Source organism: Cupriavidus lacunae (genome assembly GCF_003353055.1).
Classification (GTDB): Bacteria; Pseudomonadota; Gammaproteobacteria; order Burkholderiales; family Burkholderiaceae; genus Cupriavidus; species Cupriavidus lacunae.
In genome coordinates this window covers 1-11552 of record NZ_QKWJ01000049.1, presented here as the reverse complement: position 1 = coordinate 11552, position 11552 = coordinate 1, and the positions used below count along the sequence as shown (strand labels likewise).

The 11552-nt window shown below is 65.2% G+C and carries 13 protein-coding genes; 3 read left to right on the top strand and 10 right to left on the bottom strand.

What is annotated here, in order from left to right; translation table 11 throughout:
- Positions 1 to 38: 38 nt before the first annotated feature.
- On the top strand, positions 39 to 1199 hold the full coding sequence (locus DN412_RS28125; RefSeq protein ID WP_115214571.1) for a DegT/DnrJ/EryC1/StrS family aminotransferase: 1161 nt from the start codon (positions 39 to 41) through the stop codon (positions 1197 to 1199).
- 26 nt (positions 1200 to 1225) lie between these two features.
- Here the strand turns inward: DN412_RS28125 and DN412_RS28120 are convergent, their stop codons facing one another.
- The 10 genes from DN412_RS28120 to DN412_RS28075 all read right to left on the bottom strand — a co-directional run bounded on the left by DN412_RS28120 (position 1226) and on the right by DN412_RS28075 (position 10078).
- Positions 1226 to 1879: a class I SAM-dependent methyltransferase gene (locus DN412_RS28120; RefSeq protein WP_115214570.1), complete on the bottom strand. Its 654-nt coding sequence runs from the start codon at positions 1877 to 1879 to the stop codon at positions 1226 to 1228.
- 39 nt (positions 1880 to 1918) lie between these two features.
- The gene (locus tag DN412_RS28115) at positions 1919 to 2215 is read right to left on the bottom strand and encodes an EscU/YscU/HrcU family type III secretion system export apparatus switch protein (protein WP_115214569.1); all 297 of its coding nucleotides are present in this window, start codon (positions 2213 to 2215) and stop codon (positions 1919 to 1921) included.
- Positions 2212 to 3549, bottom strand: a complete 1338-nt coding sequence (gene fliK, locus DN412_RS28110) for a flagellar hook-length control protein FliK (RefSeq protein ID WP_115214568.1) — start codon at positions 3547 to 3549, stop codon at positions 2212 to 2214. Before fliK ends, DN412_RS28115 begins: the two co-directional genes overlap by 4 nt.
- A gap of 122 nt (positions 3550 to 3671) precedes the next feature.
- Positions 3672 to 4019, bottom strand: a complete 348-nt coding sequence (locus tag DN412_RS28105; protein WP_115214567.1) for a flagellar protein FliT — start codon at positions 4017 to 4019, stop codon at positions 3672 to 3674.
- 1 nt (position 4020) lies between these two features.
- Positions 4021 to 4461 carry a flagellar export chaperone FliS gene (gene fliS, locus DN412_RS28100; protein WP_115214566.1) on the bottom strand — a complete coding sequence of 147 codons (441 nt, stop codon included), beginning with the start codon at positions 4459 to 4461 and terminating at the stop codon, positions 4021 to 4023.
- Between the two features lie 23 nt (positions 4462 to 4484).
- Positions 4485 to 5960, bottom strand: a complete 1476-nt coding sequence (gene fliD / locus DN412_RS28095; protein ID WP_115214565.1) for a flagellar filament capping protein FliD — start codon at positions 5958 to 5960, stop codon at positions 4485 to 4487.
- 47 nt (positions 5961 to 6007) lie between these two features.
- Positions 6008 to 6379 (bottom strand): flagellar protein FlaG, encoded by a 372-nt coding sequence (locus DN412_RS28090; RefSeq protein ID WP_115214564.1) that lies wholly within the window; start codon positions 6377 to 6379, stop codon positions 6008 to 6010.
- A 114-nt stretch (positions 6380 to 6493) separates the two neighbouring features.
- Positions 6494 to 7732, bottom strand: coding sequence for a FliC/FljB family flagellin (locus DN412_RS28085; RefSeq protein ID WP_115214563.1), 1239 nt, complete (start codon positions 7730 to 7732; stop codon positions 6494 to 6496).
- Positions 7733 to 7957: 225 nt separating this feature from the next.
- Positions 7958 to 8287, bottom strand: a complete 330-nt coding sequence (locus DN412_RS28080) for an RNA chaperone Hfq (protein ID WP_115214562.1) — start codon at positions 8285 to 8287, stop codon at positions 7958 to 7960.
- Between the two features lie 792 nt (positions 8288 to 9079).
- Positions 9080 to 10078, bottom strand: a complete 999-nt coding sequence (locus DN412_RS28075) for an oxygenase MpaB family protein (RefSeq protein WP_425267453.1) — start codon at positions 10076 to 10078, stop codon at positions 9080 to 9082.
- Between the two features lie 210 nt (positions 10079 to 10288).
- On the opposite strand from DN412_RS28075, the gene DN412_RS28070 reads away from it, so the two are divergent.
- Positions 10289 to 10546 carry a hypothetical protein gene (locus DN412_RS28070; RefSeq protein WP_208647669.1) on the top strand — a complete coding sequence of 86 codons (258 nt, stop codon included), beginning with the start codon at positions 10289 to 10291 and terminating at the stop codon, positions 10544 to 10546.
- Between the two features lie 286 nt (positions 10547 to 10832).
- Positions 10833 to 11276, top strand: a complete 444-nt coding sequence (locus tag DN412_RS28065; protein ID WP_115214561.1) for a BON domain-containing protein — start codon at positions 10833 to 10835, stop codon at positions 11274 to 11276.
- Positions 11277 to 11552 lie beyond the last annotated feature (276 nt).

Sequence of the window (11552 nt, the reverse complement as noted above, 5' to 3'; positions counted from 1 at the left end):
CCGGCCATCCGGGCCGGGCATTCTCGGATAGTTACATCATGAAGCGCATTCCGGTCTCTGGTCCTTCGATCACCGAGAAGGAGATTGCCTATGTCACGGACGCCGTGACCAACGCCTGGTACGCCAACGCCAACGTTTATAACGACCGCTTCGAGCGGGCGTTCGCTGAGTACCATGGCGTGCGCCACGCGGTATCGCTGCCGTCGTGCACCTCGGCGCTGCACCTGTCGTTGCTTGCGCTGGGTATCGGTCCGGGCGATGAGGTGATCGTTCCCGACTGCACGTGGATCGCCAGTGCGGCCCCGGTCAGCTATGTAGGCGCCACACCGGTGTTTGCCGACATCGATCCTGACAACTGGTGCCTGTCGCCGCAGTCCTTTGCCGCCTGCATCACGCCTCGCACGAAGGCCGTGATCGCCGTGGACCTGTACGGCAACATGCCGGACTACGCTGCGCTGGCTGAAATTGCGGGCCAGCGCGGGATCGCCATCATCGAAGACGCGGCCGAAGCTGCCGGCTCGCGCTACTGCGGTCGCGCGGCCGGTACCCTCGGCGTCACCGGAACCTTCAGTTTTCACGGCTCCAAGACGCTGACCACTGGCGAAGGCGGCATGCTCATTACCGATGATGAAGCGATCTACCGCCGCGTGATGGTGCTGCGCGATCACGGCCGCCGCCCGGGAGACACCATGTTCCAGAATGCCGAGGTGGGCTACAAGTACAAGATGAGCAGCCTCCAGGCCGCGCTCGGGCTGGCACAGATCGAGCGCATCGACGCACTCGTGGAGCGCAAGCGCGAGATCTTCGGCTGGTATCGGGAAGAGCTGGGCAATTGCGAAGGGATTGTGCTGAACCATGAAGCGCAGGCGGTGCACAACTCTTATTGGATGGTGACGGTGATCCTGCCCGAGTGGCTGGGAGGCAAGGCCGGAGTGATCCAGGCGCTAAGCAAGCAGGGGATCGATTCCCGGCCGTTCTTCAGTCCGCTGAGCAGTCTCGACGCCTATTCCGCATCCCCGATGGCGCGCGCGGCGCGCGCGCGCAACACCGTTTCCTACGCCGTGGGGGCACACGGGGTGAATCTGCCGTCGGGCCTGAACCTGGAGCGCGCCGACGTTGCGCGCGTAGGCGCTGCGGTGCGGGAGATGCTGAGCGAACGCGTCCCGGCGGTAGCGACCGCTCATGCCAGCCTGGTGTGATTCAGCGGCCGGCCGGACCACCTGTGCTACTGGCAGCGATGGAGCGAGAGCTTGCGCCGCGGGTTCCGGAACACGGCAGTAAACCCGAAATCTTCCAGTGTTGCCCGGTGCACGTCGTTCGCATAGGCGATCATTGACCTCCCCTTCCTGAAGTGCTCCAGGTTGCGCGAGACGAACTTGCGCAGGATTACGTCATCGAACGGGTTGAACATGAAGATCAGGTTGCTCGCATCGGGCAGTTCGAACTCGGTGGCGTCCGCGTTGGTAAACGAGATATTGGATGCGCTCCCCGACCGGAACTTCTCCAGGTTGCCGTTGGCGATGGCGTTCAGTTTGTCAGACAGCTCGACGCCAACAATCTTCCCGAACGGCCGGCGGGTGTGTGCGTAGAAGCAGGCCTTGCCTTTGCCCGAGCCCAGATCGATAAAGTTGTCGAAGGCCTCGCCCGTGCGCCCGGCCTCGGCAAACAGTTCACGCAGGTTCCGGCACCACACCGCGTGGTAGGCGGATGCATGGGCGACGGGAAGACGGTCGCTTTCCATCAGATCATTGGCCGCAATGATGCCGCCGAGATCAAGTCCGTGCCGCTTCTCGAACAGATAGTCCTCAAAGTCGAAGAATTTCCAGGTCAGGGCTTCGAGCAGCGGTTTCTTGCGTGTCGCGGCAGTGATGGTCGTCATGGTAAATGCGTTGTTTGTGCGCCAGCGGTTGGCAGTGGCTCATGCCGGGCCGAAATGCGGATCGCCGGCCTTCTCCTGCTCCAGCTGGTAGAGCCATGCCAGCAACTCTGCCACCGCGACGTAGAGTTGCGGTGGAATATGAGAGTCCATATCCACCTGCATCAGCAGGTTGACCAGGGCGGGGGAGTCGTGCACATAGATGCCGGACTCCTTCGCTCGCGCGATGATTGAATCCGCGACGACACCGTAGCCCTTGGCGACAACGCGTGGTGCATTGTCCTTCTGGTCATAGGTCAGCGCCACTGCAGCGCCGCGAGACTGCCCGGCGTTGCTCATTGCGACCTCGTTGGCGTGCCGGTGCCGGCCGTGAACTGCACCAGCTCAATGCCATTGGCCGCGAGACGTTCCTGCAGTCTGGCGCGGGCATCGTCAAAGCGGCTGGCAACCTCGGACGCGCCGGCAACCAGCCGCGCCCCCAGTCCGCCCGGCGACAGAGACAGCCGTGCCTCGACCGTCCCCAGTTCGGGCAGCTCCAGCAACAGGCGGGTCGACCAGGTCTGGGCCCCTTGCGTGCCGCGGGCAGCTTCGTCGTCCGCTCCGACGCGGTCGCGGGCGATCTCCCATGCCATATGGGTGCCTGGCCACGCCTCGCCGGCCCAGCGGAACTGCTGGGTGGCGAGCAGCTCGAGCTGCTGACGGACCAGCCCTTCGGTGCCGGGATGCACGGCGGGGCCGGCGGGTGTCGCGCTGGCCGGCGGATTATTCAGGCTGTCGTATGCCTGCTGCGGCAGGCGGGCGTTGGGTTGGGGCGCGTCGTTCGCGCGGGCCATGGCTTCGTAAAGCAACGCGCCCTGCTGCGGCGTTGCCGCAGGGCCGGTGCCGGTATGTGGGCCGGGCGCCAGGCTGCGCGGTACCGGCAGCGCGTGGTCGGCCGGCCCCGCGTCCGTCAGCGCTGACGTGACACGGTGAGCCGCCAGGCGGTCAGGTGCCGCATCGCTCAGCGGATCGAGCGGTGCCGTCCGGGCGGCAAGCGCCTGCGCGAGAAGGTCGGCAGGGCTGTTGGCGGCAGCGCCGGCGGCGGGACTAGTCGCGGGATTTGTCGCAGCGTCCGGCCTGGCAACGGGGGCGGGAAGCAGCGCGACGGGCCGGCCGGGCGCTTGATCCGGCTCGCCGTTCTGCGCGGGCATGCCCAGCGATGCCTGCGGCTCCTTGCGGACGTCCGTCAGCGTGCGCGCCCCATTGACCCATGCGGCCAGGTGCGATTCATAGAACAGGCCGCTATGGTCCACCAGACCTGCGAGAGCGGCCGGCAGCGCGGCGGCCGTTGTCGGGGTCGGCGGCGCGGGCATCAGCGTCGCGGTTGCGCGCGGGGCGCTGTCCGCGGCCTTGCCAAGAAGGTCGAGGATCGTGCGCGCGGCAAAGCTCAGGGTTTCGCGTGTCGATGTGGTAGCGACCAGGCCGCTGCCATCGAGCGCACCGCCGGCACCCTGCGTCTGGCGTCCCTGGATCACCGCGTTGCCGGCTTCGCCGGCGTTGCGTGAGTTCGTTTGCGTGACGTCGGGTGTCGGCAGCAGCGCCGCCAGCTTGTTGACCGAAAGGGTCGGCCGCAGCGTCTGCGTATCGGGACGCGGTGTCAGCGAGGCGTCGGGAGGCAGGAGCAGGCCGGTCATGGTGCAAGCCAGTAAGACGGGAAGCCGCTATCGCGGCGCATTGGCTGGCTCAGGGCCGCCAGGGAAAGGACAGGTGCCACGTCGGGGGCAAGGCGGGCAGGCATGCGCTGCCCACATCCGGCTCAGACGGGCACGCCGTAGGCCTGGACGAGTTCCTGCCTGCGGCGGGAGTTGCTCAGCAGCGCTTCCAGCCGCGACATCTGTGGCATCACGATCTGGCGAATGGCTGCGTCGTGGGCAAGGATTCGTTCGAGCAGATGATACCGGCGGGTGCGCTCCTGTGCGGAGGGCACTGGCTGGGGAGGGAGGACGCGCAGCTGGTCGACTTCCGCCACATAGACTTGCTGCAGCTCGCTCATCGCATCCCAGTTGCCGGCGCGTGCTGCGTCCAGCATCTGCTCCGAGAGCAGCAGCAGTTCCTCGTAGCCACGGGTGACCGGGCTCGAGGCTTCCGGTTTGAACGGGTGCATCTCAGTTCTCCACGACCAGCAGGGGGGCCGGCGCCTGTGCCTGCGCGGCGGCCGGCGGCTGCTCGCCGATCTGCGCCCAGGCGGACGCCAGGGTGGCAAGCAGGCCGTCGACTTCGGTCAGCAGGGCTGCGTCGTTGCGCAGGTTGGCCTGCAGCAGGCGGCGCGACATGTAGTCATAGAGGGCTTCGAGATCGGCGGCGATGTCGCCACCGGCCTGGTGGTCGAGCGCGGCATTGAGGCCATTGACGATAATGTCGATGGCCTTTGAGATCGCGTTGCCCTTGGCCGGGATATCGCCGGCGTCCATGTGGAAGCGGGCGCTGGCGATGGCCGCGCGCGCTCCGTCAAACAGCATGACGATCAGCCGGTGAGGGCTGGCGCTCATGGCCCCGGTCTCGACCCCGACCTGGGAATAGGCGTTGATGGCGTTGCGCGCGTACATGACGTTCGGCTCCCGGTTAAGGCTTACTTGCCCGACGAGTTGTTCATGGCGTTGAACTGCTGCGTCAGGTAGGTGCTGGTGTTCTTCATCTGCGACATGATCACGTCCAGCTGCGTGAACTGCGTGCGGTAGTTGGCGACGGTGGCGTCGATGCGGTCCTGGGTCGCGCTGTACTGGTCGCTCAGGTCCTTCAGGCTGCGGTTGATGCCATCGGTGGCGGCCGTCAGGGCCCCCTTGCTGCTGGTCAGCGCCGTGATGGTGGTGCTCAGCTGGTTGCCGTAGCCGCTCGTGCCGTCGTCATTGCCGAACAGGGCGGTCACGCCTGCCGGGTTGTCGTTCAGGGCCTTGGTCAGCTTGGTCGAATCCAATGCGAGCGTGCCGTCGAGCTGGAACGTCACGCCCACTTGCGTCAGCGTGGTGATGGCGGTGGCACCGCTGCCCGGCTGCGGCGTGTTGAGCACGCCACGGATCTGGTTCTGGATCACGCGCAGCACGCCGTCTCCCGTGAGGGGCGAAGCGGTTTGCGTGCTGGGATCATAGGCCGACAGGCTGCTGGCTGCCTTCTGCAGGTTGTTGTAAGCCGTGACAAAGGCCTGCACGCCATTCTGGATCGACGTGGTGTCGCGCTGGACCACGATATTGCTGGTGCCGGTCTGTGCCAGCGACAGCGTCACGCCCTGTACGGCGCCGGAGACCTGGTTGCTGGCGCTCTGGACTGCGATGTTGTTGACGGTCAGCGCCGCATTCTGGGCGGTGACGGTCTGTTGCATGTTTTGCGTGCCAGCCGGATCGTTGGCCACCAGGTCGGACAGCGCGCTGGTGCCGTCGCTCGAAGTGACCGAGATGCGCATGCTGTTGGTTGCGCCGGTGTTGTTCGAGTTCAGGACCAGGCGATAGGGCGCGCCGGAGCCATCGTTGATGATGCTGGCAGTGACGCCGGCATTGGCCTTGTTGATGGCGTCGCGCACGCCTTGCAGCGTATTGTTGCTGCTGTCGATCTTGATGTCGAAGCCGGTCGAGCCCGCATTGGCGGTGTAGCCCGCTCCGCTGTACTTGCCATAGGTGGGGCTGGCGGTATTGGTGTCGAGCGTGCCGCCGGTGATGGCGCCGAAATCGATATGGATCGTGCCGGTGCCGATCGCCGCATCCTGCTTGACCTGGCCTGTGCCTACCAGCGACTGGGCCTGGGCCAGGGCGGTGATGTTGACCGCATAGTTGCCCGCAGCCGCGGTGTTGCTGCCAGTGGCAGTCATGACGTTAGTGTTGCTGGAGGTGGCGGTCGCTGCGTTGAAGAAGCTCGGCTTGGACAGCTGGTTGGCCGTTCCCTGGAATGCGGCAAGCATGCTCTGCAGCTGGCCATAGGCCGACAGCTTGGTCTGGTAGCTGGACTGCTGCTGCTTGAGGACAGTCAGCGGTGCCTGCTCGGCGGTGGTGAGCTGGTCGAGCAGCGAGCCCAGTTCGAGCCCCGAACCAACGCCGAGGTTAGAGATTGTTGCCATGTCTTCTACTCCAGAGTGCTACTTCAAATCCAGGTCCGAGGGATGGCTCAGGCGGTCTGGTTCACGAACAGGCCCTGCAACTGCGTCATTGCATCGGAGATGCGCACCAGCTCTTCAGTCGGGATCTGCCGGATCACCTTGCCGCTGGTCTTGTCCATCACCTTGGTGATGACGCGGTGGCTGGTGCTGTCGATTTCAAACTGGACGCTGACCGAGGCGGTACGCAGTGCGTCGGTCAGGCGCTCAAGCGCTGCGTCGAGCGAGGGTGATGGCTGCCTGCCGTTCTTTGCCGGGGCGCCGGGCGTGGCGGGTGCGGCGGATTCGCCGGGCATGCCGGTCACGCGGCGGTCTGGCCACTCGGTCAGCTGGGTCGCCAGCGCGGGAGGCAGCGCGGACGAAGTGGTAGCGGCAGTAGCCATGATCGTCTCGACTCAGGGGTTTCTTGAAATGCTTTCCCAGGGCCGCAACCCTGGGGAAACATTCCACAACAGCGCCGGGCACGAGGCCCGGCACCGGTGCTACGCGTCAGTCAATTAACGCAGCAGCGACAGCACGCCTTGCGTGGTCTGGTTAGCCTGGGCCAGGACCGAGGTACCAGCTTGTTGCAGGATGTTGGCGCGGGTCATGTTCGACACTTCCGTTGCGTAGTCAGCATCCTGGATGCGCGAACGCGACGACGACAGGTTGGTGATCGTCGTGCCCAGGTTGGCGATGCTCGAATCCAGACGGTTCTGGATCGAACCCAGCGAGCTCTTCAGGCTGTCCACCTTCTGCAGGGCGGCGTCCAGCGTGGCCATCGGGTTGGCCGAAGCGCCTGCCGTCAGGTTGGAGGCGGTCAGCTTGCTGGTGTCGAGGCTGAAGGCGGCGGTGCCGGACGTGGTGGTGGTGTCGGCGGAAGCCGGATCCAGGGCCACGTAGGTGTACATCGCGACGCCGTTGGTCGCGCTCGACATGCCCTGGTTCTTCAAGGCCTGGGCTTCGGCGGCGCTCGCCGGGGTGATGGCGACTTCGGCGAACATGTTGCCGTTCTTGTCGACCACGGCGTTGGCGCCGATGGTGACGCTGCCCGAACCGATACCCAGCGTGGTGGCCAGGGTGCCGGCGGTCTTTTCCGAAACCGTGCTGGCCGAGACGTTGGTCGTTGCACCGTAGGCGGCCTGGAAGTTGGCAGCGCCGGCGTCAGCCACGCCGACCATCGTTGCCGTGCCGTTGAACGAAGCCGTTGCGGTAGCTTGCGGGCCGTTCACGTTGAAGCTCTGCAGACCCAGGGTCTTGGTGCTGATTTCCTGCAGGTTGACCGAGATGGTCTGGCCGTCGTTGGCGCCAACCTGGACGTTGACAGCCTTGGCGGTCGACGACAGCACCTTCACGCCGTTGAAGTCGGTTTGTTGCGACAGGCGGTCGATTTCCGACATGCGCTGGCCGATTTCGTCCTGGATCGACTTCAGGTCGGAGGCGGAGTTCGAACCGTTGGCGGCCTGCACCGACAGCGTACGGATACGTTGCAGGTTGTTGGTGACTTCGGTCAGCGCGCCTTCAGTCGTCTGCGCCAGCGAGATACCGTCGTTGGCGTTGCGCTGGGCTTGGGTCAGGCCGTTGATGTTCGAGGTGAAACGGTTGGCAATGGCCAGGCCAGCGGCATCGTCCTTGGCGCTGTTGATGCGCAGGCCCGACGACAGGCGCTGGATCGCGGTGTTCAGCGACGATTGCGAAGCGTTCAGGTTGTTCTGAGTCATCAGAGACAACGAGTTGGTATTGATGATGGACGCCATGGTTGCGACTCCTATATGCAGTGATTTACACAGTCCGGCGGGTGCCGTAACGTTGGCCGACTGCGTTGCAGTGCTGTAGTGCCTCCGTTGCAAAGGTTATCGACCAGGCTCCGGAAAGGTTTAGAGTGATCTCCGCGATAGTTTCGCGGGCTGCCGGCACGGCGGGCGGAAGCGCCGCGCGGCCAAGGGCGGCGGGGCGCAAGGGCAAGTGGGGCGGGCGTTGGACTAGCGGCGCTTGCGGGTGCGCGGCATATAGATAGGCACAAAATCCGCCGCGTTGGCCGGATCCGGCGCCACCACGACCACCTCTTCCGGCGCATCGGCCGGCGTGACCAGGCAGATGGCCCGCTTGTAGACCACCGTGGGCCGGTTGTCGTCCGGCTGCCGGCCGAGCAGCAGCACGTACTCGTCCGACGCCAGCACCAGCCCCTGGAGCCGGGCGCCGTTGGACAGGTGCACGATTACCGCGGTCTGGCTGGTGCTGTATGCCGCATATTGCTGGTGCTGCAGTTGTTTCCGGCTGCGTGGCTTGGGCGGGATTTCCTTCTTCTTCACAACGACTCCGGAAGAGCCCGCAAGGGTTCTGGCGGCTGATAACAGTCCGTTGGCCGGCAGCTTGGGGTGCGGCACGGCCAGGGCGGCGGGAGAAACATCCGCTCTCGGTAACGGCGCAGGTGCCGGCGGTTGGCGCTGCCAGAAGAGGAGGGGAATACTTCAGGGCTGAGAGTAACAAAGTTCTATGAGCGTTGACGAACGGCATGCCGCTCAAGATCTAGAGGCTTTGCTCTACTAAAAATGTTGCTCTCTCTGCTTTATTGTTGTAGCAGATTATTCATCTGCTTTCGGACAGTGTGCGCGCATCAGCCCGCCAGGCGCAGTGGAGACTGGGCTGGCAGGGAAATGCCAGCCCATGCGAAAAATGCCCTGAAAGTGATGCTAGGGCCAAAAACATCAAAAGTGAGCAAATAAGCTCATTGCTTCATAAGGGAATTCCCTGATAGAAACGGGATTTACACCTCATGTAAGCGCGTTTATATTCATCACAAGAGCTTCTTGGCTCGAGCAGTCCTGGAAAGCCTACGAGCACCCCGCGCGTGGGCTTTTTTTTTTGCCCGCGTCGTTTGGATCGCGCTCTGTGGCGCTGTGGCCGGTGCGGTTGAAAAACCCGACCGGCCGTTCGGAATGCCCACGCAGATTTAACGCCATGGGCGGGCCGCGCAATCCTCCGAAATGCGGGGGTTTTTGCCGCTAATTCCTGTTTCCCTTCAAGAAGTGTTCGCTGACCGCCGATAACCGGCTCGGGCCGCCGCATGGCTTGCCGCAACGCGCGGGAGGCGGTGGCGAGCGTCAGCCGGCCGGGACGGATGCACCGCGGGCCACGCGCCGCCGGGCGCGCGCGGCCAGGCCGGCGCGCAGCACCCAGCGCAGTGCCGGAGCCAGCACATGCATGCCGGCCAGCGCCACCGGGCGCCGGATCGATGGTGCGTCCAGGTCGAGCTGGTGCCGCGCCCATGGCGGCAGCACCGCGATGCCCGCGTCCGCCATGATGCGCACCGCGGGTTGCAGCAGCGGGTTGGCCACCGGCATCTTCCTCACCAGCCGCACCACTTCGCGGGTGCGTTCGCTGGCCAGCAGCGCGGGCCGCATGGCCTCAAGGTAAGCGGTCACTTCGGCACGCGAGCGCGGGACATCGGCCGCACCCAGCATCTGCGCGATGTGGGCGACTTCTTCGTAGTAGCGATCCTGCTCGGCGCCCTCCAGCGGCCCGACATAGCGCAGGTAGCCCGCCAGGAAGCTCGAGACCTCGGCCACATGCACCCAGGTCAGCAGCACGGGATCCGATGCCGCGTAGTGCCGTCCGTCCGGCGCGGTGCCGACCACGCCGGCATGGATGCGCCGCACGCGTTCGATCAGCGCCATCGCATCGGCCCGGCTGCCGTAGGTGGTGCCGGCGATGAACTGCGCGGTGCGCCCCAGGCGGCCCTGCATATCGGTGCGAAAGCTCGAGTGGTCCCAGACCCCGGCCAGTGCCAGCGGATGCAGCGTCTGCAGCAGCAGCGCGCTGACGCCGCCTGCCAGCATCGCGGGAAAGTCCGCATGCACGCGCCAGCAGACCGCGTCGGGGCCGAACAGGCCGGGATCGCCCGGTGGGTTGTCGTAATCGAGGCTCAGGCCGGAATTGCTGCGGGTCAGCGCGCGCACCTGCGCGCCGGCGCGCTCGCGCAGCCTGGTGGAGAGATGGTTCAGCGGGCCGCGGCCTTGCTGCGGGGAACGGCCGGTGGCGGGGTCGGTAAAGCTGGACAAGACCGGTGGTGGCTGGATGGTGAAGTCAGGGCCAGCATACACGGGATGGCGAGGAGATGTGCGCGGGAGCATGGTGCGCCAGACCATGCCGCAAGCGCAGGCCGCAAAAAGGGCCGGAGCCCCCTGCGGGAGTTCCGGCCTGCCAATCTCCGGCGTATGCCCCTGCGGCAGCACCGCATGTTGCCGCCGCACATACCCGGATAGTCTGCTTGTTGTCGTGGCTGGCGAGGATTACGGCTGGCGCTGTCCGCCATGTCCGCTTTGCTGACCACCCTGTTGCCCGCCCTGACCGCTTTGCTGGCCGCTGCGCTCGCCGCTTTGCTGACCCGGTTGCTTGGTGCCGCGATCCTGCTGTTGCTGTTGATCCTGCTTGCGGTCCTTGTCACCCATCTGACCGCCGCCTTGTTGTCCCGGTTGCTGCTGGCTGCCGCGTTGGCCAGTCTGCGATTGTTCCTGCTGCTTCTGGCCCGACTGCGATTGACCCGGCTGTTGCTGCTGTCCCATTACTAGCTCCTTGGCGCGGCGAACTGCCGCATACCCTCCTTCGCAAGCGCCATGCCAGGCAGGACAGCGCCGCCGTGCCGCCAGCACCGGTGCCGTGCGCGCGATGCAGCACGTGTTGCGGCGCGGCGCTTTTACAACGGGTGGCCCGTTTTACACACCCTGGGCCATCCCTTGGTGTGCGCGGCACAGGCACGCCGGGCAGGTATGGAGATTGCTGAAAAATGCCTTACCGGTGGTTCCGTTTGCCAGGCTGGACAGTTGGGACGCACCGGGACCCGTACAGGAGACAGCCATGCGATTTACCCGAACCACCGCGCGCACCATGCGGATGGCCTGCGCTGCCGCGGCGCTGTCGGCGGCTGCCGGCAGCGCGCTGGCACTCGACAAGAGCGGCCTGACTTTTGTGGCGGCGGACAATGCCCCGGCGGCGCCGGTCAATTCCGCGCCTGGCATGCCGGGCCGTGCCGAACCGGACCGTGGCGCCAGCACGGAGGCTAGCGCAGACAAGGCCAAGCAGTCCGTCGATGACGGCGCCATCACTACCAAGATCAAGACCAGGCTGCTGGCGACCAAGGATCTCAAGTCCACCGGCATCCATGTGAAGACGAAGCAAGGCATGGTGGACGTGAGCGGCACCGTGCCCAGCCAGCAGCAGCACGACATGGCGCTGGATGCCATCCGCAGCGTCGAGGGCGTGACCTCGGTCAATGACAATCTGAAGGCGTCGTCGCGCTGAGGGATTGAACTGCGCTGGGGGTTGCTCCCTCTCCCGCTTGCGGGAGAGGGGCCGGGGGAGAGGGCAGGCGCTGGCATACCGCTTCTATGATGAGAACTGAGTCAAGGTTTTTCGCTAAAAATAGTCCCCACTAAATTTTGCTCGGAGCGACGAAGGGTCGTGTTGCGGTCAGTTTCAAGTTCCCGGTCATCGTTGCGTGAGGGCCTGATCACCCCCCCTCACAAACTTCTATCCGCCGAGATGTTTCCGGCATAGTCCTGCATGCGCGTAGCGCGT